Source organism: Parasphingomonas puruogangriensis, assembly GCF_036663635.1.
Classification (GTDB): domain Bacteria; phylum Pseudomonadota; class Alphaproteobacteria; order Sphingomonadales; family Sphingomonadaceae; genus Sphingomonas.
This window is the reverse complement of sequence record NZ_JAXOJI010000003.1, coordinates 304,986-324,009: the sequence shown is the minus strand read 5'-3', so window position 1 is coordinate 324,009 and position 19,024 is coordinate 304,986. Positions and strand designations below refer to the sequence as shown.

Annotated in this window: 20 protein-coding genes and 1 tRNA gene; 12 read left to right on the top strand and 9 right to left on the bottom strand. The window is 62.3% G+C overall.

Going from position 1 to position 19,024, the window contains the following annotated elements; translation table 11 throughout:
* Positions 1-111: 111 nt before the first annotated feature.
* Complete coding sequence (locus tag U1739_RS10255; protein WP_332707535.1) at positions 112-726, bottom strand: hypothetical protein; 615 nt, start codon at positions 724-726, stop codon at positions 112-114.
* A gap of 256 nt (positions 727-982) precedes the next feature.
* Complete coding sequence (locus U1739_RS10250) at positions 983-1,126, bottom strand: hypothetical protein (RefSeq protein ID WP_332707532.1); 144 nt, start codon at positions 1,124-1,126, stop codon at positions 983-985.
* A 266-nt stretch (positions 1,127-1,392) separates the two neighbouring features.
* Here U1739_RS10250 and U1739_RS10245 point away from each other — a divergent pair, with 266 nt between their 5' ends.
* From U1739_RS10245 to U1739_RS10205, 9 genes are all read left to right on the top strand, one after another.
* The gene (locus U1739_RS10245) at positions 1,393-2,469 is read left to right on the top strand and encodes a type I restriction endonuclease (RefSeq protein ID WP_332707529.1); all 1,077 of its coding nucleotides are present in this window, start codon (positions 1,393-1,395) and stop codon (positions 2,467-2,469) included.
* A gap of 13 nt (positions 2,470-2,482) precedes the next feature.
* Positions 2,483-2,746 (top strand): hypothetical protein, encoded by a 264-nt coding sequence (locus tag U1739_RS10240; protein WP_332707526.1) that lies wholly within the window; start codon positions 2,483-2,485, stop codon positions 2,744-2,746.
* Entirely contained in the window at positions 2,721-2,897 is a 177-nt protein-coding gene (locus tag U1739_RS10235) for a hypothetical protein (RefSeq protein WP_332707523.1), read from the top strand. The genes U1739_RS10240 and U1739_RS10235 overlap by 26 nt, the downstream gene beginning before the upstream one ends.
* Before the next feature lie 291 nt (positions 2,898-3,188).
* Positions 3,189-3,407, top strand: a complete 219-nt coding sequence (gene infA / locus U1739_RS10230; protein ID WP_010162480.1) for a translation initiation factor IF-1 — start codon at positions 3,189-3,191, stop codon at positions 3,405-3,407.
* Positions 3,408-3,556: 149 nt separating this feature from the next.
* Complete coding sequence (locus U1739_RS10225) at positions 3,557-4,132, top strand: Maf family protein (protein WP_332707520.1); 576 nt, start codon at positions 3,557-3,559, stop codon at positions 4,130-4,132.
* Complete coding sequence (locus U1739_RS10220) at positions 4,125-5,072, top strand: ribonuclease (protein ID WP_332707517.1); 948 nt, start codon at positions 4,125-4,127, stop codon at positions 5,070-5,072. The genes U1739_RS10225 and U1739_RS10220 overlap by 8 nt, the downstream gene beginning before the upstream one ends.
* The gene (locus U1739_RS10215) at positions 5,072-5,281 is read left to right on the top strand and encodes a DNA gyrase inhibitor YacG (protein WP_332707515.1); all 210 of its coding nucleotides are present in this window, start codon (positions 5,072-5,074) and stop codon (positions 5,279-5,281) included. The genes U1739_RS10220 and U1739_RS10215 overlap by 1 nt, the downstream gene beginning before the upstream one ends.
* A gap of 32 nt (positions 5,282-5,313) precedes the next feature.
* Positions 5,314-5,389: transfer RNA gene (locus U1739_RS10210), tRNA-Phe, on the top strand.
* Positions 5,390-5,494: 105 nt separating this feature from the next.
* Complete coding sequence (locus tag U1739_RS10205; protein WP_332707512.1) at positions 5,495-7,300, top strand: hypothetical protein; 1,806 nt, start codon at positions 5,495-5,497, stop codon at positions 7,298-7,300.
* Positions 7,301-7,862: 562 nt separating this feature from the next.
* On the opposite strand, the gene U1739_RS10200 is transcribed toward U1739_RS10205, so the two are convergent.
* The 5 genes from U1739_RS10200 to U1739_RS10180 form a co-directional block, all read right to left on the bottom strand.
* Complete coding sequence (locus U1739_RS10200; protein ID WP_332707509.1) at positions 7,863-8,222, bottom strand: hypothetical protein; 360 nt, start codon at positions 8,220-8,222, stop codon at positions 7,863-7,865.
* Positions 8,223-8,381: 159 nt separating this feature from the next.
* Entirely contained in the window at positions 8,382-9,122 is a 741-nt protein-coding gene (locus U1739_RS10195; RefSeq protein ID WP_332707507.1) for a hypothetical protein, read from the bottom strand.
* A gap of 145 nt (positions 9,123-9,267) precedes the next feature.
* Positions 9,268-9,840: a hypothetical protein gene (locus U1739_RS10190; RefSeq protein WP_332707505.1), complete on the bottom strand. Its 573-nt coding sequence runs from the start codon at positions 9,838-9,840 to the stop codon at positions 9,268-9,270.
* A gap of 305 nt (positions 9,841-10,145) precedes the next feature.
* On the bottom strand, positions 10,146-10,886 hold the full coding sequence (locus tag U1739_RS10185; RefSeq protein ID WP_332707502.1) for a hypothetical protein: 741 nt from the start codon (positions 10,884-10,886) through the stop codon (positions 10,146-10,148).
* Positions 10,883-11,620 (bottom strand): recombinase family protein, encoded by a 738-nt coding sequence (locus tag U1739_RS10180; protein ID WP_332707499.1) that lies wholly within the window; start codon positions 11,618-11,620, stop codon positions 10,883-10,885. The genes U1739_RS10185 and U1739_RS10180 overlap by 4 nt, the downstream gene beginning before the upstream one ends.
* Positions 11,621-12,464: 844 nt before the next feature.
* Between U1739_RS10180 and U1739_RS10175 the strand changes: the two genes are divergently transcribed.
* Together U1739_RS10175 and U1739_RS10170 are read left to right on the top strand one after the other, a co-directional pair.
* Positions 12,465-14,924, top strand: a complete 2,460-nt coding sequence (locus tag U1739_RS10175) for a hypothetical protein (protein ID WP_332707496.1) — start codon at positions 12,465-12,467, stop codon at positions 14,922-14,924.
* A 225-nt stretch (positions 14,925-15,149) separates the two neighbouring features.
* Complete coding sequence (locus U1739_RS10170; RefSeq protein ID WP_332707493.1) at positions 15,150-15,626, top strand: hypothetical protein; 477 nt, start codon at positions 15,150-15,152, stop codon at positions 15,624-15,626.
* Between the two features lie 165 nt (positions 15,627-15,791).
* Here U1739_RS10170 and U1739_RS10165 read toward each other — a convergent pair whose 3' ends face one another.
* Complete coding sequence (locus U1739_RS10165; protein ID WP_332707490.1) at positions 15,792-15,989, bottom strand: hypothetical protein; 198 nt, start codon at positions 15,987-15,989, stop codon at positions 15,792-15,794.
* Between the two features lie 825 nt (positions 15,990-16,814).
* Here U1739_RS10165 and U1739_RS10160 point away from each other — a divergent pair.
* Complete coding sequence (locus U1739_RS10160; protein WP_332707487.1) at positions 16,815-17,654, top strand: pPIWI-associating nuclease domain-containing protein; 840 nt, start codon at positions 16,815-16,817, stop codon at positions 17,652-17,654.
* A 167-nt stretch (positions 17,655-17,821) separates the two neighbouring features.
* On the opposite strand, the gene U1739_RS10155 is transcribed toward U1739_RS10160, so the two are convergent.
* Positions 17,822-18,946, bottom strand: a complete 1,125-nt coding sequence (locus U1739_RS10155) for a hypothetical protein (RefSeq protein ID WP_332707484.1) — start codon at positions 18,944-18,946, stop codon at positions 17,822-17,824.
* Positions 18,947-19,024: the final 78 nt, after the last annotated feature.

The window sequence follows — 19,024 nt, the reverse complement described above, 5'->3', positions numbered from 1 at the left end:
CCGCCCGATCCGGCCGACGGCGTGGCTCCGCCAGCACGCCGCTTCTGTTTTTCGCCACAATCTCCTGGATATGGCACGCTGTTGCCATAAACTGCGCCTGGCAGGCACGGTTTATCTGCGGCGGCGCCGCACCCAGGAAAGCGTCAGTCGTTCGAAATCTGGATAACTTAAGTCCGCCATCTGGAAACCCGCATTGCGCGCAATCTGCGGCAGAGCCTCGACAAACAAATCGTAGCTTTCGAGAATTGCGGCGGTCGTTGGTATCTTTCGCTGCCTGGATACGGCTACCAGCCAGTCTCGCACGCGGCCTACCATTTGTCGCGGTTCGGAATCATGCGGCTGAATGTCCATGCCCGCGAGGTCGGAAACGAAACGCTGGAAGCGGTAACGCTCGATGTCCATCACCAGGCACCGTTTGAGCTTCTGCTCTTCGTCGCCGAACCGCTTGGCCGCGAGGAACATGCCTAGCTCCAAGGGCATGTTGAAGCGCGGCAAACCATGCACGGAATCGAGTTCAGTTCGGGACAAGTCGTGAATACCGAAGCGGCTTTCCTCGATGATGCGGTACAGTTTGTCGATACGGGTTTCGCTCGCATCATCCATTTCGCGTGCGCAACGCACGATGAAACCGCAAGCAATGACTGCAAAAACGATTGCCCGAAACGATTCAGCGAAATCCGCGTCGAAAGCGCAGTTTACGAAGACGTTGGGTGCCGTCTTCGGCATCCGATGTCAGGCACGCTTCCCAGAAAGATAATCGCTGACCGCCCGATCCGCTTGCCGGTACGTTATCTTACCCGGCTTCGACATGGCACGCTGCGACAAAGCGGACCCAGCAGCGGTCTTGCCGTGTTTGACCGACTGTCCGTCACTCAGTGCTTTCGAGGCGGCAGGGCCTGCCATCGAAGAAGTCTTCTTAGCTGTCATGGTGCTCACATCCATTCGACTCCAATATAACGTACCGGAGGAATTTCTGCCAGCATCAGCTCTTGGATTTTTTCTTCCCCGCCGGCGTCTGGCTTAGCGCCGAACCGGCCGCTGTCTTGGAATCCTTCGCCGTCCGTCCGTCGCTAAGCGTCTTGGACGCCGCCTTGGCGGCCTTGGGGGAGGTCTTCTTGTCGGCCATCACACGTCTCCTCTGGAAACACGGGTAACGAGCCACAAACGTGCGGCACGACGCTACGTTCCCGATGCGTTCCAGGGGCCTCTATGACCAACCGGCTTTATTACGGCGACAATCTCGAAGTGCTGCACAATGCGATCGCGGACCACAGCGTCGATCTCGTCAGAATGCAGATTATGTGCCAGGATTCGAGTTGAGCAAAATGCGATCTGCTTTTGTCATTGAAATAGCCGAGAAAATCGGCACCGTACGGGCGGGGGAGTATACAAATGGATTTGGCCACAAAACTCGTTGAACTCGAAAAGCGCACGTCGGAACACCGAGAATTGCTGCTCACCGAAGAGGCAGCAAAAACTGCCTTAGTCATGCCTTTCTTACAAGCGCTTGGCTATGACGTGTTCAATCCTTCCGAAGTCATTCCGGAATTCACAGCCGATGTCGGCATAAAGAAAGGCGAGAAGGTCGATTACGCTTTGTGTATCGATCGCAAAGTTAGCATTCTCATTGAATGCAAGCCGTCATCGGTCGATCTCGACCTGAAGCATGCGTCTCAGCTGTATCGCTATTTCTCGACAACCGAGGCCCGCGTCGCGGTATTGACCAACGGTGTCGTGTATCAATTCTATTCCGACATCGAACAGCCTAACAAGATGGACGATAAGCCGTTCTTCGTTTTCTCGATGGACTCGATAAGGCGAACCGATCCCGCCACGCTGGAGCGCTTTTCGAAATCGCAGTTCAGCATCGAAGGCATCGTGGCCGAAGCGGGGCGGCTCAAGCTCCAGTCCTCGATCAGAATCGAACTTGAGAAGGAGTTCGCAAGCCCCTCCGAAGAGTTCGTCAGATTGATGGCGGCTCGTGTGCAATCCGGCCGGTTGACCGCCTCGATCAAGGAACAGTTCCAGACAATCCTCGCCGGGTCGATCGCCGCAATCATCCGTGACCGCGTCAACGATCGCCTGACCAGTGCACTGAACGTCGCCAACCCAGCTCCGACCATGATCGAGGAAGGTGGTTCGGACGACATGTCCGAAGGCGATGGCATCATCACAACAGATGACGAAATTGCCGGCTTCCGCATCATTCAGGCGATGGGCGCGCGTCATATCGATCCGAAACGGATCGTGATCCGCGATTCAAAATCCTATTGCGCGATTCTTCTCGACGACAATAACCGCAAGACGCTTGTGCGGCTGCACTTCAATAGCCCGACCACACGTTATCTGGGCACCTTCGCGGGCAAGGAGGAGACGCGGCAGAGCATCTCGGCGCTCACCGATCTCTACAAGTTCGAGGAGCAACTGGCCGCACGCATTATTGAACTCGAAAAGACAGGAGGAGGTTGAGCCGTGCCAGAAGATGCGTGACGAAGCTGCCAGCCGCCCAACGATTGAAACCCTATGGGGCCGCTTCTCCGCGCTGCAGATCGTCACGCTCGTCGAACTGGCGCACGACCACCGCCCGAAACTGCCGCCGCTGATCAGCATGGTGAAGAAGGCCGTGGTCGTGGAAACCCGCACCAGCCACCAGAATGGCTCGCAGATTCGGTGCTCGATACGAGCTACCCGACCAGCGGCGACAATATCATCACGACAAGATGTCGTGGGGGACGAAGCTATCTGAAGTTTCCCGACCACGTCTCGACGGTGCACCCGCGATCGATCTGAACGAGGCGCTGTGCGATCTGCTGCGCGAGGTCAATCTCGGCGTCGTCGTCCGCCCCGTCACCACCTATGAGATCAGCATCGACGAAGCGTTCTTCCACGAGATCTGATCAGCATTTTGTTGGACACGCGCCCCTGTCCTACAAGCCCGCCACCCGCTACGATCGCGGCCCGACTCGCTCTTTCCCATTGCCCACACCCGCCCGGCGTCACCACCGCCTGCCCGGCAAAGCGCCACGCAGGCCTAACCTTAGCCTAACCTTCCGCGACGCCCGCCGCCCGCCGCCCGCCGCGACGCGTTTTGGCATAACCTTAGCCTAACCTTCCACTCCGCTTCCCTTTGCGCGCATGATCCGCTAAGGGCCGCGTTCACGATTTCCCGATATTTGCTAGAGGTTTGTTTGGCCAAGGAAGAATTGCTCGAAATGCGCGGCCAGGTGGTGGAGCTTTTGCCCAACGCCATGTTCCGCGTGAAGCTCGAAAACGATCACGAAATTCTCGGCCACACCGCCGGCAAGATGCGCAAGAACCGCATCCGCGTGCTGGTGGGCGACGAAGTGCTGGTCGAACTGACGCCGTACGACCTGACCAAGGGCCGCATCACGTACCGCTTCAAGTGATTGCGCCCGGCGGCAGGGAACCCAGCAAAGTACTATTTTGCTGGGACCCGCGCCGGGGTCCAGACGCGACGCGTAGCGTCGATCGCCGCGCTGCCGCGCGGACGGTTGACCGGCTGGACCCCGGCCTGTGCCGGGGCACAAGGTAAGACATGATCCCCAACCTCGTCCTCGCTTCCACGTCGCCGCGCCGGCTGGAACTGCTTGCGCGCATCGGCGTCACGCCCAGTCGCATCGCCGCGCCCGACATCGATGAGGATCCGCTGAAGGCCGAGGAGCCCCGCCCCTACGTCCTGCGCATCGCGCTGGCCAAGGCGCTGGCGGTCGAGCGGGCGCCGGACGAGGTGATCCTGGCCGGCGACACGACCATCGCGGTCGGCCGCCGCATCCTCGGCAAGCCCGCCGACGAGGCGCATTTGCGCCGCATGCTCGGGCTGCTCTCCGGCCGCCGCCACCATTGCCTGTCGGCGGTGTGCGTGATCGGCCGCGACGGCAAACCCCGCACCCGCCTGAGCGACACGATCGTCGCGTTCAAGCCGCTCAATGCCGCTGAGATCGATGCGTATGTCGCCAGCGGCGAAGGCATGGGCAAGGCCGGCGGCTATGCCATCCAGGGCCGTGCCGAGGCCTGGGTGCGCTTCCTGTCGGGCAGCCATTCCGGCGTCGTCGGCCTGCCGCTGTTCGAGACCCGGGCGTTGCTCACCACTGCGGGCATTCCGATTGCCTGAGTGGCTCTATGAAGCCGGCATCGGCGAGGCCCGCGCCGCCCTGATCGAGGGCGACCGCATTGTGCAGGCGCTGATCGAACCCGACGATACCGGCCCGCGGCTCGGCACCGTCACCCGGGCGCGGATCGTCGAGATCACCACCAAGGGCCGCGAAGCCCGCCTCACGCTCGAGGGTGGCAGCGAGGCGACGCTGTCCCCGCTGCCCCCCGGCATCACGCAAGGGTCAAGCCTGACGGTCAGGATCGTGCGCGAGGCGATTCCCGAGGCCGGCCGCCCCAAGCGCCCCAAGGCAGCGCCGACCGACGAGCAACCGGCCCCAGGCCCCGATCTGCTCGCCCGCATCACCGCCAGCGGGCTGCCGGTGCGCACGCTGCGCCCGCATGAGGCGGATGCGCTGGAACAGGCCGGCTGGTCGGAAGTGCTGGAGGAAGCGCTGAGTGGCGAAATCGCCTTTGCCGGCGGCGCGCTGCGCATGACGCCGACCCCGGCGATGACCTTGTTCGACGTCGACGGCGTCGGCCCGCTCGAGCCGCTGGCGATCGCCGCCGCCACCGCGATCGCCCAGGCCATCGTGCGCCACGCCATTGGCGGTTCGATCGGGGTGGATTTCCCCACCATCACCGGCAAGGCCCCGCGCCAGGCAGTCGCCGCCGCGCTGGACGCCGCTTTGCCCCAGCCGTTCGAGCGCACCGCGGTCAACGGCTTCGGCTTCCTGCAGATCGTCCGCCCGCGGCTCCATGCCTCGCTGCCCGAATTGCTGCGCAGCGATCCCGCCGCGCGCACCCGCGCCCTGCTGCGCCAGCTGGAGCGCGTGCCGCCGCCGGCGCCGCGCCAGCACCGCGTGAGCAAGAGCGTGCTTGCCACTCTCCGCGCGCACCCCACATGGACAGCCGAGTTCGCCCGCCGCACCGGCGTCGACGCCCAATTCGAGACCGACTGATGGCCAAGACCGATTCCTGCCCGATCTGCGGCAAACCCGCGAGCGCGGCGCACAAGCCCTTTTGCAGCCAGGGCTGCCGCGACCGCGATCTGCTGCAATGGCTCGGCGAAGGCTATCGCATTCCGGCGGGGCCGGCGGAGCGCGATGAATCGGATAGTCTGGTCGATCGCGGGCCAGATGGGCTGGACAGCCGCCAGGACCCCGACTAAGAGCGCGCTTCCGGTGCGGCAACGCGCCGTGTGCCCGAGTAGCTCAGTTGGTAGAGCACACGATTGAAAATCGTGGTGTCGGTGGTTCGAACCCGCCCTCGGGCACCACTCTCCTACTAGGGGACTGGAAAGCCTAAATAATCCCAGATTACAGTGACTTCGTAAGCCCCGGACGGTACATTGCGAGGGGCATCGAATAGCATGGGAGCAGCCTTGGACCACGTCGAACGCGACCCGAAAACGAGCCGCCTGATCTATCGGCGCGTGTATCCGATCGCCTTGCGCCCGTTCATCCCGCCGCCAAACTCCCAGCTCAAGCGGTCGCTCGCAGCTACCAAGATTGACACGCCGGGGGCGCTGGAGCGTTACCGGGAAGCTGCCGCGATGTATGATAGAACGGTAGCGCTTGCGCGGAAGGCCTCCACGCGCACGTTCGATCCCCTGGACACGCCAACGATAGCCTTCATTGCAGAGGCCTACCGCGTAGAGATGCTCGCTAACGACGAATACGCCCGATGGACCCCAGGGAGCAGCACGGCCTTTGTGGCTCGAAAATCCCCCAATGGGCATCTGGCACGCGCGGTGGCTACCGAGACCCGCACGACGCGCGACATGGCCTACTGGCAGGCGCTGCGGGCCCTTGCAGACCTAGAGGGCATTTGTTCGGAGTGGGCCGGTACGGCGGCGCGTCTAGCGGCCCTCAAGGGCTATCTCTTCGACACGACCGCGCTCGCCTATCGTCAACTATGCCGAGCGATTAATGACGCAGCCATCCTCGCCAGCGGGACGATCCTCGAACGCCAAACGGGTGCCGTGCTGCCGACCCCCGCCGACCCCCAGCGCCCGGCCCGCCTATCGGTAGTCGTCGAAGCCCCTCGCGAAACGGCCTTGGAAGAGACCTTTGAGACAATCGCTACAGCGCTGCTGGACGCCGCCTACCAGGCCATAAGCCCGACCACGCGCCAAGGGGCCCAGACTGCTCTGCGGTTCCTGCGCGAGGCACTAGGCCCGGTAACGCCTGCAGCGCTCACTAGGCGAGCGGTCACGGACCTGCTGAACCTCCTGGCCCAGCGGCCCGCCAAGGTCCCGCGTGTTCATCGTACGGCGTCGCTACAGGAACTGGCGGCGCTGTACGCCTACCGTCCCGATGTGCCTCGCCTATCACCCGTCACGCTTGACCGGCACGTCGGCGCATTGGCGACCCTATGGACAAAGGCGGCCACCGCTGGCGACATTCCAGAAGAGTTGCCCAACCCATTCAAGGCACGAACTTCCCCCCAGAGCAGCAAGCGCCGCAAGGTCATAGGTTTCAGCCTGGCGGAGATACAGGCGTTCCTGACGCTGCCGATTTTCACGCACGGCGAACGTCCTGTGCGGGGGCGCGGAGAGGCGAGCTATTGGATACCGCTAATGCTGCTCTGGACTGGAGCGCGGCCTGAAGAGGTCGCACAGATGCTGGTAGCGGACATCGCATGTGACCCGGACTGCGATCGGTGGATGATGACAATTACAGACGCGGGGGTGCACCCTGTGAAGGGGCAGCAGAGCCTAAAGACCTCGAAGAAGGATTCTGGCGTCCGCACATTCCCGGTCCCCAAGCCCCTTATCGACCTTGGCTTCCTCGATTACGTGACTTGGCTAAGGGGCTCCGGCACGGTCGCACTGTTCCCAAGGCTCACCATCAAAAACGCCCGCAATTTGCTGTTCCCGACTTTCGGCGAATGGTGGAGCAAGTATGTGGAGGAGCAGGGAGTGAAGCCCGCTGGGGAGGGCCGCCAGCCGTCGCGTGAGTTCCGACATTCTTGGTCGACCGCCGCCCGCAAGTCGCTGCTGCCGCGTGATGCCCGCGAATACCTTATGGGCCACCGCCCCCGGAACGCCACCGCCAACGAAGAGTATGGTGAGACAGCTTCGCTAGGCCTCGCGATCGACCAGCACACCTACGCGGGCCTGGACGTGTCGGGGGTACGGCGCTGGACGCCGCCGAGCGCTGCAACGCGGGACATTCCCAAAAGGTAAACCCCCGTCGACCGCATTACAGGGGGCACCTATACAGCATGCGCTGCCGACCACCTCGGCGCGGGGGGATTGCACGATGGAACAGATGGTCACGCAGGGGGCTTCCCTGTCGGAGCGGGAGCCGCACGCGCTTGCTCAACTAGAGGTCGCATCCGAAGTGCTGCAGGATTCTATCGGGCGTCGCGCTCCCCTACGTCGGGCGATGGTCTTTCTGTCGGTAGCGAGTTGCCCAGGTATCTCCCGGCTCGAAGTGGGAAACGAAGTCGACGGACCAGATTCGACCATTCACACCGACCTCATGGCCCTTGCAGAAATCGATAGGCACGGCAGGCCCGGTAGGAAGCTAATAGAGCGCTACCGGGACGCCCCTTTCGGCTCGCGCTTCCTATACAGGCTGACCCCTGCGGGAGAACGGGTAATCGAGCGGCTGGAGAATGCTTTGCCCGACGAACCGGACATTTTGATTGTGGCGCAATCACGCCCTGCCGCGACTGCAGTCCCTGGACATGACGAAGTTCGCAGATGAGGGCGGAACGGCAATTTGTGGGTGGGAAGCGGACGTTCAGGCCACCCCGTTGCAGAACGCTTGCGGCACGCTGCGGGCCTTCGGATCATAGATCACGCTGACAATCGAACATCCTCCGTCGGAAATAGCGGGAAGATTACGATGGTCATCAAGCCACCGTTGCTGACCTACCGGCAGATCGTAATAGCGGTTCGTGGGGTCAACGATCTTTATATAAGTGGCGACGATGCGATGTCCGTCTTTGGCGTAGTAGCGGGCATAATGCTCAAGTCTCTCTGCGCCTTTCGGAAGCTGCACTTGCTCCTCGACTTGCTGCATCAATTGACTGTGTTGACGTTCGGCTGCGCTGGAACAGGCGACAAGACCGAATGCCAGAATGATAAACGACCGCTTCATCCGTGCAGCCTGTCACAGGATGCGGATGGCGGCAATTGGGCGATTCCTGCCCGACTGCTTTTGTACCGGTCGGCTTTCGGGTCGGCTTCGGCGACCTGTCACCTCGGGAAGGGCGATCCGCGCGGTCGAAAGCAAAAGTTGGTGGAGGAGTAGCGCTTATCAAAACGGTACATCATCGTCGAGATCATCGACAAACGACGACCGCCCCGGTTCGACAGCGGCAACGGAATAGTCTGGAAGAGCTTTTGGCGGTGGCAAGAGCCGCAACCTCTCTTGCTCTTCTTTTTCCTTATCTTCACCGACCAACCGGATAATATCCATTACAGTTTCTGCGGCCTTTGGGCCATTTGCAAGTGCTGCGGTTCCACCGCCAACAATCGTCATGATTGATGCCGCAATCGCCATTGTACGCGCAAAGCTCAACCGCTTTTTATCAAGTTCAGCCTGCAGATCATCAAGCTTGTCGCTCAAAGCGGCCTTTTTCGTATCGTCGAGGTCGGAATCGTCTATTGACCGCCGTAGCTGGTCAATTTGCTGCTGTATTTTTGCCTTGGTAACGCGGCCAAGCTCTACCGAAAGGGGACGCGCTACCAACTGGCCTTGCAGGCGGACCTTTGCTACTAATCCCGCAAGATATACCTGAAACATTTGGTATTGATTGTAGTCGGCGAGGTCCTTTCCAATCGGCGGGAGACCTTCAATGCCGAGAGCATCAGCTATCCCAGAGACGATACTGATAAATTGAGATCGAATTTCAACGGAAAAGTCATTTGAGTTCGAGTTGTCTAGCAGCCTCCCTAGATTTCTTTGGGCAATTCGGACAAGAACTGCGAACTGGTCGTTGGGCTCTTGAGGCAGGTTATCATACGGTTCCTCCGGTATGAGATCGTATTCCGACATTTACCCACCCTAAACATTCATCTAAAGAAAGGATGTGCCTCAGCAGTCGATATGATGCAATGTTCACTATCGCGCGTTTTGGGCTCCGCTGCTTTCTGCTTGCTGCCCGCCGAGGCAGTAGAGGAGTTGTGGCCAAACTCCCCCACTACGGCGTGCTCGCCGTTTGATCCGCGACGGGTGGGGAGGTATCCGGCATATACGGAAATGTCTGCTGGAAGGTTCCAAAATGGATGAGGAAGCGCTGGACTGGGTGGATGCGGTGCTGTCTCCCCGGTATTTCCAGGACGCGGGCGGCGGCATCTTCGCAATCAAGCGTCAGCGCCCTCAGCTCGGCCACGCACTCCTCCTCGATCGCGGCGCGTTCGGAGGTCCATTGGGCGACGTCAGCGGCGGTAGGCGTGGTGTTGAGCGAGATAGAAGCATTAAGGCGGTTCCACCTCTTCAGCCATTGGGCATGTACAGTTCCCGCCGAGCCGAGCCTCAGGACCACCTGTACCAGCGAAATGATAGTAACCGTGGCCGCGCCAACCTTTGAGAGCCAAGTCGGAGAGCCAGCGACCAGATCGCCAAAAGCCGACGCCCCCGCCACCACAGTTAGCAGAGTAAGAAAAGTGTCAAGGTTAGTTAGGAACGCCGCTCGCCGACGATGATAACGCGAAGAGTATTCGGCGCTATAAAGGAGACGCCACCGACATTCCTCAAGCTCGTCCTGCGTCAACCTTTCTTCGGCCTAGGAGGGGGAGCCTGGTCTGTCGTCACACGCCCTGGGGTCTGGCTCTTCTGGCCGTACCCGTCGTTCCCGATGTTTTGGCGATCGTCAGGGCGCTGCGGCGTCCCCTTGTTCTCGTTGCAACCTGGTTTGGAACCGCTCATCATTCTCTCCTGTTTCAATGATAGAACGGCATCACCCACCCGCCGTCAAGCGGCCCTTTCCCCGACATGTCAAACTTGACACTCCATGCCGCCGTGACCCGCAGAAATCCTAGGGTTTTCACGGCAACACCCGGAACGCCCTTCCGATCCCTAAATGTCCAGCTCGACCTCTACGGCCCGCTCAGCACGCTCGCCGCGCTCAAGGGCTCCCACCAGTTCCCGAGCAGCACCGAGCAGGTCCCGCTGGTCGTCGTCTGGCAGATCAAAGTAGAGATTATGGAAGGCCCTCAAGTGCCCACACGCGGCGGCAGTCAACTCTTCGGCTAACTGCTCCTCATCCTCTTCAACGGCCCCGCCGCGCCACGGCTTGAAGCCCTTCGGGAACTCGGTGGCCTCTTCCAGCTCTAACCCCAGCGCCTTGAGCCTCTTGCGGATGGTCTCATAGCTGTAGCCGCCATGGTTCATCTCCGCTTCGATGGTGCGGGAGGATTTCAAGGCCCCGTGGGCGTCTAGATGTCCTCCAGCCGCGATCATGGCATCGAACGCCTTAGCCTTGTCGGCGGCGGTCAGTCCCTTGCCGTGCGTGGTGTTCGCCAGCCGGGCCTCTTCCTGCGCCTCCTTGAGGCTCATCTTGGCCACCAGGCCCTTGATGGCGACGCGACCCGCCGCCTCGTGCGCCTCCATGCGGTGGAAGCCGTCTACCACGTACAGGGCCTTGCCGACCCGAGCGACCCGGATGGCCGGAAGGTCCCCGCCGCCCAGCAGCACCTTCAAGAGCCGATTAGCGTGGGCCCGATCAACGCCCTTAGCCCGCATCTGGAAGGACGGATGCCGGTGCACCTCAGCCAACTGCAGGTCCATCGCCTGCCACTGTCGGCCCGGCAGGGTCACGCCGCATCCCCATGGGCACCCGCAGCGACGGGAGGGGACAGCCGGGCCAACAGGTTTCGGATGGAGCTGGCATACCACAGGCCGCCACGCGGCGCTTCAATCCGCAGCGCGTTCAAGCCGTCCGCCAGTTCTCTGAGAGAGGTAAGACCCTGCGCCCGCAGATCGGCAATGGCTTCCGCCCGCTTCGCCGCATGACGATCCGCGCGGTCCTTCACGGCCTCCAGAGCCGCCGTGTTGCCCTTACCGGCCCGCTTGAGTGCATCGGCCCCGTTCGGATTACCCAGGCGACCGGCCTTGTAGGGCGTGCCGTCCGCCTTACAGCCCCGCGCCTTCGCTGCGGCAAGGGCCTCCCGTGTCCGCGTCCCGATCGCCTTGCGCTCCGCCTGGGCAACTGCAGCAAGGATGTGAATGGTCAGCTCATTAGCCTCTGGCGTGTCGGCAGCGATGAACTTCATGCCACTGTCCTGCAGGGTGGCCAGGAAGGCGACATTGCGGCTCAGTCGGTCGAACTTCGCCACGACGAGAGTTGCACCCGTCACATCTGCCCGCCGCAGCGCCTTGGCCAACTCCGGCCTATCGTCGCGCTTGCCGCTCTCGACCTCCACGAACTCCGCCAGGACCTCACAGTCCCTCTGGCGGCAGAACGTCTCCACGGCTGTACGCTGAGCTTCCAAGCCGAGGCCCGAGCGACCTTGGGCGGCGGTGCTGACGCGGAAATAGAGGACGACGCGCATGATGCAATTCCAGGTGTTCAATACCGAGTAACGAGCGTTAGGCCGTATTGTACAGCATGGCAAGCGGTATCTGTAAGGGCGGCATGGGACGGCGGGGGGCGGCCTGGGCCGGTAGTGCTGCAGGCCCCACGATCGCGCCTTAACGCGTCGACTGTATTATCATACCAATACACTGCGTCGCTCGGCTAATGTCGCCTGAATGTCCCTTTACCTCTCCACCCCAACCGAACCTGGCCTAATCCTTTCTGCCAGCCCCCAGACCCTGCCGGTCCCTACCGGCACAGACCGGGTGACAGGCCGCCCCGATCGCCCCGCCTGCCGCACCCCAGGACTTCCGCGCCCTGCAATCGGCCTATGTCCCTTGGGTCCCCTCCCGGCCCCTACAGGGGGACCCGCTGGCCTCGCTGCAATCCCATTCGAAACTGGCGGCTTCGCTCGACCGCCCGCGCTGCAACTCGGACCCTGACGCACGCAACGGTTCCCCCGGAACGCCGGAAACGCTGCCCGATTATCTTGGGGGACCGTTTCGGCCTCCGGGTCCCATCTGGCCAACTTGGGTCCCTTACGTCCCCCTCAGGGTCCCATCTGCCCGCTGCGGGCTCCCGTCGCTGACTTAGTCCGACCTAGTGATAGTCCCACCTTATGGGCATCACCCGCCCGGCCCAGGCCCGGCAGGCCTTTACTGCCACCTACTACATACCGTCCGCCCCCGCCGTCGTGGCCATGACGTTCCGGCAGGGACCTCGCGACCACGGCACCCGGCTGGCCAGGATGGCCCAGAGCGCGACCGTTGCAACGGGCCGCTCGCACCGCGCTGCCGCGCCTTCAACCACGAGAATAACCAATGTCCGATCCCACCAGGATCAAATTCAACATCGCCTCCATGATCGACCAGGGGGCCACCGAAGCCGAGATAGAAACCTACATCGCCTCTGAAGGAACAACGGCGCAGGACCTTCGCGGTGGCCACATGTCCCCCGATGATGAGGCCGTGTACACGTCACTTGCTCAGGACCCTCGGTCGACCGCCGCGTCCCTCCAGGGCTTCGCGCGTTCGCGCGGGTTCGACGTAACGGACCAAGACGCCGCCGACTTCATCGCCGCCCGCTCCCGCAACCCCAACGTAGGCGGCGGGCTCCTGTACAAGGCGGCCCCGGCCCCCGACGTCTCTGCAGCCCCCGCCGATCCCCCCAAAGCCCAGCCGAACACCATCCTGGAAGGCACATCCGCTACGGCAGGCGAGTTCATGGATGGCTTGCTCCCAGGCTCCGGCAAGTTCCTGGCAGGCGCTGGCGGGGCCCTTGGCAACACCATTGCTGCCGGTCTCGGCATGACCGACTGGCACCCTGGCCAAGCCTATGATGAGGAAGCCGCCGCCAACGGTCGCGACCAGACCCGGCTGGAAGCCGACCACCCCGACATCGCCAGTGCGGCAGGCTGGGCAGGGTTCGGCTCCAGTTTCCTCCTCCCCGCCGCCAAGGTCCTAAAGGGGGGCGGCGTCCTCGCAGGGGCCGGTAACGGAGCAATCAACGGCGTCGGATACGGCGTGCTCTCAGGCGCTCTGAACGACACCGGCGAAGGCCGCGTGGCCAATGCGGTTAACGGCGGGGCCCTCGGTGGCGTCCTCGGTGGCGCTGCAGCCCCAGTGGCCCGCTATGTCGGCGAGACAGTCGCAACAGCCCGCCGCAACATCCCCGGCGTCAATGGGGTCCTATCCAGTATGGAAAACCTTCCCCGTCGCGTCCTTGGCCAGCCGCTCATTCCGGCCACCGCCGCCGCCGAAGCCCAGGCCGAACGCATCCTAAATAGGGAGATGAAGGACGCCACGATCGCGACCGGCATGGGCACCGGGACCGTCCCAGCGACACCGGCCAACGTCGCCGCAGAGGTCAACCGGCGCGGGGCCCTTGGCACGCCAGCCATGCCCGCCGACGTAAGCGAACCTCTCCGCAGCGCGGCGGGCTGGGCCCTGCAGGGGAAGGGAACGATGGCGACCCGCTCCCGTGGCGTCCTGTACGCCCGGCAGGCCCAGCAAGGCCCCAGGGTCCGCCAGCACATCACGGACCAACTGGGCCCCACCGTGGACCCGCTCGCAGAGGTGGAGGCAATCCGCGCCCGCGCCTCGGCAGCATCGGAGCCCGGCTATCGCGCCGCCTATGCGCAGCCGGTGGTGGTCACCCCTGAGATCGCCAGCATCATGCAGACCCCAGCGTTCCGCGACGCCGTCCCCCAGGCCGTCCGTAACATCCGCAATGCCCAGCGGGACCCTCAGGCCCTTGGGTTCGCCCTAGACGCTGACGGGAACATCGGCGGGGTTGAGACCCTATCCACCGAGGGCTTCGACCAGGTCATCCGGGCCATGAGGGACAGCGGGCAGGCGGCCATGCGCCCCTCCGGCTTCCGCCCGGTCGACACCACCAACTCGGTCCACATCAACAACCGGGCGCGGGACCTTCGCGGGGCTCTGTCATCGCAGAACCAAGCCTACGCGGACGTGACGGCGAACTATGCCGATGAGATGGCATTGCGGGAAGGACTGGAGCGGGGCGCGGATGTCGGAAAGCTCTCCGGCCCCGAGATCGAAGCGCAACGCCGCGCGATGCCCCAGCACGCCCAGGAAAGCTGGATGGTGGGCGCTCGCACCGCTCTGGCAGACGCCGTCACCAACTCCGCACTGCGGCCCACGGCGAACACTGTCCCGGCCCTGAGGTCCGGCCTGGGCCTATCGGGAGCGGGGAGCGCCTCCTCCACGGGGGACGTTATCAAGCAAGCTGCGATTGAAAACATGTCAGGACGCCCTGGGGTGCTCCGCAGCTTGGACGATCGCCTGGGGGCGGAGGATGACGCCTTCCGAACCTTCGCCGCAGTCAGCAGCTCAGGCCGTTCGGGCGGTAGCCACGACGATACCGCAGGCCAGCTCGGCACGGTGGTGGACATCGCCCGCAAAGTGGCCTCGGGCCGCCCGCTTGCAGCTCTGGCCACGGCGGCGCTTCGCGGGAACCCCAAGGGGACGGCCCGGTTCCGGCAGGACGTCCAGGACCACACAGCCTCCCTGCTAACCGCAAGCTCTCCACGCGAGGTCAGACGAGCCATGGGGGCACTGTCGAGCCGCCCGGCCACCGACCAAGCGAGGAGTGGAGCCCTCTACCAAGGGACCGCCAAGCTCGCCGCTATCGGCACGCTCCAGGCCGCTGGACAGAGCACCGATCCGGTATTGTGGGAGGATGACGAAACGGAGCCCCTTGAGGCCCCATACAGCCCCGCCCCCGCCCTGCTGGCCCCGATGTACCGCAGGCCCCGTTAAGCGGCTCCACGGCCCTCCCAGGCCGCCCTAGAAACCCCTCGCCTCCCCATGTCACCGCAAGGTCATGTAGGGAGGCGCTGGGGTTCTTTTTTCGTCAATTGGTGGCGGAGGTGCAACCGGGAAGCGGTCCCCATAAGCGGACGGTCGGCGAACGCGCAATCCTAGCCCTTTGCTCGCGTCGGCCCGAGCGCCTAGAAGCGGTCGGTAGATGAGGAGGCGAGAGCGATGCTTGGCAAGATAGTTGGCGCTACTTTGATTATTACAGCGTCGCTTCCGAGCAACGCACAGGTCCCACCTCCGCCATCATTGCCGGGCCAAGATAGGCTGAGCGAGGAACTGGTTCGGTCAATCGAAACGAAAAACATAGCTGCCTATGGAGCGCTTCTGTCCGACGCCGTGCATGTATCTGAGGACGGCAAAGAGGTCGCTCGCAGCAAGACAGACTGGATGGAAACGTTTGGGAAAAAGCTGTCCGCTGACGGTGTTGTTTTCAAAATGACTCCCGGATTCTCGTCCTCAGGACGCCTCCTGTTTATCGAGTATTTCAATTCAGCCGGTAGCTGGGGCGGCAACCTTCCAGCACATTGTTGCTGGTCCTACGACGCGGTGGCCTACGACCTCGCTGGCGGAAAGGTCATTGCGATACGGCGTCTTCGCGGAGGCAATACCAAGCTGGATGAGCGCGGCTCACCCGCGAGATAACGTCCGCTAACTGATCCGGCGTTCCTGTAAGCTGCCGGACCGCTGTCCACCACTTATCGCCGTCCAGGGCCGCGCTGCCAGTCCGGTGATGATAGGCCGTGCCGCCCGCATAGGGCCAGAGGGACCCGAGGCCGGAGCTCTCCGGCTCGCGTGCTGCAGCGCCCGTCAGTCCAGCCAGGCCAGCATGTCCCGCAAGCTCTCCTCGGTCAGTATGACGCGCTGCAGCTTCCCCGCGTCGTCGCGCTGATCTACGGCGACGATGCCGTCCCCCATGCGGGGTACTGCGATACCGTCCGGTAGCTGCAAGAGGACGCACGCGGCTGGCAGCTCAGTTGCGATGGTATCGGCGGTGAAAGCAGTCATGGAATGTCCCCTCGCCCGATCATGGGCCACCCCCGCTATGAATCTAATTGAGCGACAAGTGAATCGCTATTCTTATAATCAACTCATAATTCCTAGCAACGATGCGAACTATTAGGCCACATCTGTAGACTATCCACAATCGTAACAACTATTCTTGGCGAACGCCCGGTGCGACTGGCGACGCCTCCCCGCTCACTGCGCCTGAGCTTCGCTTGCGTCTAGCAGCGGACGGCGATAACGGTACAGCAGCACGGTACATCAACGCCGTCTGGGACACATAAAAGTCACGGTTTTCTGCGGTTTCTGGGCTTGGCTTGCCGACCCGCCCTCGGGCACCACTCCTTTCTGATCGGACCCGCTGGAACAGCGGCTCCGACCAGCTAAGGTGCCTACACACGCTATTAAGAATAGTTGTGTCTTAGCCGACCCGTTAGTCCGGTCGGTCTGACAGCCAACACGCTTGAAAATACCGTGAATACGACTCGTGCGATGGCTGCGGCGGCCTCGCGAAACGACCGCACCTTTATGTGGGTCGTTCGGCGAGTTCATAGCCGATCTCGAGACTGGTGATTAGTCAGGCAATTTGACGGACACAGGTGGAAAGCGGCATGGCTGCTTTCGGGTGCTTAGATGGCGTAGGCCGCTCTTCGATCAGTGCTCGCTCAACGGCAGCTACGCGCCCAATGTCAGCCATTCGGTATAATGCCCGGCAATATCGAAACTACCGTTAGTCAGGCCAAGCATCTCAGCGGCGGTGACTGCTCCAGAAGCAAGGTGTCTCAATGGCACCAGCGATTTGATGTGGAAGAGCCCCCCGGGGGTGGCTTGGCAGACGAACATCAGGCCGCTCCTCAATCAAGGGCCACCTTTCCTGGGGACAAGTTCCTCAAGGTTGTGTTCGCGGGATGCATCAACGTGGGTAAGAGCCGCAACAATCCGATACGCGGCAACCTCGTTGCCACGGGTCTACGCGAAGCGTTCGGGCACATCCTACATAAGCTGTCACCCGACCATCAGGTCCGTGCGTGCGTATGGTTCGTTCAGGCTAGGGACACCGCTACAGTCACCCGAGCCCAGCGTGTCAGCTACATTATCAAGGCGGGCCTGACAGACGATTTCGTCCGGAACGAGTTGGGGCTCGATGTAAAGGCGTCTGCGGATGAACTCACCGCGATGGTGGAAGGACTTAACAAAGCGACGCACGTCCGACCTAACACGATACTGACGCACGGACCGACGATCCGCCAGCTGTTCATCGATGTGGTGACGGGGCTCGACGCCCTTCTCGACGCCGCGCAGGATAGCCGGCGGATGGTTGAGGAGGCGGTCGGGGTTGTGCTTCACAACGCTGTGTTCGAGAAGCTGATCGGCGAGGCAATCCAGGAGCTCGACGAGCTTTCGACCCACACGACGATTGACTACCACATGATCGATCGCATTGAGGTCGAGAAGATGGACGCGGCGACGATCTCCTATCTGGTCACTGGCGAGGCTGCAGTGGAACTGCAATTCGGTTCGGGCTCTGACGTTCGCAATGACATCGGATACATGGAACGGGACAGCTATCCGTACGAAGCGCGGGCCGAGGTCCCCATCACTGAACCGTTGGCCATCACTGCCAACGACGTCGAGGTGAAAGTGGATACCGACAGCTACTACGAATAAAGCATCGCGGCGCTGTCGGCACGTCGACCCAGTATGCTGCATCCCGCAAATCGCGACGAGGTCCAGCAATACCAGATTCTGAACCAGCTTATCCGGCTAATGCTGCGAAAGTGGCTGGTGGATAGAGACGGCGCATCGCCGGAACAAATTTCTGACCGGGCGACGGTTCAGCCCAACTCGGCCCGCATCGCTTCCGCCTGCATCCGCTCGAAACCTTTGAGATCGCTTAAAAGCGGAACCTCAATTACGGTATCGGCGTGCGTTAAGCTCGGGAATGTCGTCTCTCCCCATTCCACTCGGTCGAGGAACCGCGTCAACACGAAGGGCGCTCGCATGATCGTTTCGAAATTAAACGCGGCAGCCTGCTCGCTGCCATAGAGTTGGGTACTAACATCGGTCGATCGGCCGGTGGCGGGGTTGAGCGCTCGCCCGGTGACGAGGTCGTCACCGCTCAAGTACAGTCGCAAGAACTCCGCTTCGACGACGAGCACATCATCGACCGATATCGAAAATCCATAGCCTTGGGCGGTGACGATCAGTGGCAGTAGCTTGAGTGCTTCTGCCTCCGTCCGGCTGATACCAAGATTGCTTGCCACGATGTCCCGCCGGCCTTCGAGCGCGACCGCCTTGCGCTTCGCCTGCGCGGCCGCGCCGCGCAGCTTGGTGTCGTAGCGGTCGCGCTCGTGCAGGTCGGCGGGCATCAGGAAGAACTTTACCTCGCCGACCAGGCAAAGCCCTCCAAAGGCGACCAGTAAATCGACCTGCTCGGGGAAGACCTTCGACTTCTTGATCTCCTTTGCCGCACAGTGCGCCTGCTTGAATTTCCCGTTTCCCGCCACGGCCTCGCACGCCCGTTCGCGGTAGAGAGCTTCGTATCGATCTCCACGGCTCCCGAGCGGATTGCTATCATTGATGCCCCCCTTCTCCAGCCATGCTTCAGCACGGCGCGCTGGGTTGCTTGTGGTCAGCACCGGGAGGGGCAAAGCCATGTCGTCGGTCCCCGGGATCGGCACCAACGGCGCCGCCCAAAGCCCCTTGTTGCCCGCCTCCTTCTTAGTGCCGCCGGTCTGGAACTGGAAGGTTAGAAACTTCACAATCGCGTCGGCATCGCTTTCCGAAACACGCACCACCTGGCGTACCGCGTCACAGATCGCAGGACGGCTCGCCATCAGCGCGAGCGCACGCGCTTCTTCCGGCGCAAGGCTGGTCCGGGCGACCGAGGCGACGTTTGGGGACGACGTTCTGCAACTGGTCCTGGCGTCGAAATACCTAGGCCGACTGATAGCAAACACGACAGTGGCCAGTCACCTCGATGACCACCATCCGGACATCGTGGGAGAATTCAGGAAGATCGTGGACGCATCATCGCT

Bases quoted from the DNA above. Each gene is read 5' to 3' on its own strand.
- U1739_RS10245 (WP_332707529.1), top strand. From the start codon at position 1,393: ATGGATTTGGCCACAAAACTCGTTGAACTCGAAAAGCGCACGTCGGAA.
- U1739_RS10195 (WP_332707507.1), bottom strand. From the start codon at position 9,122: ATGTCGGAATACGATCTCATACCGGAGGAACCGTATGATAACCTGCCT.
- U1739_RS10215 (WP_332707515.1), top strand. From the start codon at position 5,072: ATGGCCAAGACCGATTCCTGCCCGATCTGCGGCAAACCCGCGAGCGCG.
- U1739_RS10255 (WP_332707535.1), bottom strand. From the start codon at position 726: ATGCCGAAGACGGCACCCAACGTCTTCGTAAACTGCGCTTTCGACGCG.
- U1739_RS10175 (WP_332707496.1), top strand. From the start codon at position 12,465: ATGTCCGATCCCACCAGGATCAAATTCAACATCGCCTCCATGATCGAC.
- U1739_RS10250 (WP_332707532.1), bottom strand. From the start codon at position 1,126: ATGGCCGACAAGAAGACCTCCCCCAAGGCCGCCAAGGCGGCGTCCAAG.
- U1739_RS10165 (WP_332707490.1), bottom strand. From the start codon at position 15,989: ATGACTGCTTTCACCGCCGATACCATCGCAACTGAGCTGCCAGCCGCG.
- U1739_RS10200 (WP_332707509.1), bottom strand. From the start codon at position 8,222: ATGAAGCGGTCGTTTATCATTCTGGCATTCGGTCTTGTCGCCTGTTCC.
- U1739_RS10180 (WP_332707499.1), bottom strand. From the start codon at position 11,620: ATGCGCGTCGTCCTCTATTTCCGCGTCAGCACCGCCGCCCAAGGTCGC.
- U1739_RS10235 (WP_332707523.1), top strand. From the start codon at position 2,721: ATGTCGTGGGGGACGAAGCTATCTGAAGTTTCCCGACCACGTCTCGAC.
- U1739_RS10170 (WP_332707493.1), top strand. From the start codon at position 15,150: ATGCTTGGCAAGATAGTTGGCGCTACTTTGATTATTACAGCGTCGCTT.
- U1739_RS10240 (WP_332707526.1), top strand. From the start codon at position 2,483: ATGCGTGACGAAGCTGCCAGCCGCCCAACGATTGAAACCCTATGGGGC.
- U1739_RS10225 (WP_332707520.1), top strand. From the start codon at position 3,557: ATGATCCCCAACCTCGTCCTCGCTTCCACGTCGCCGCGCCGGCTGGAA.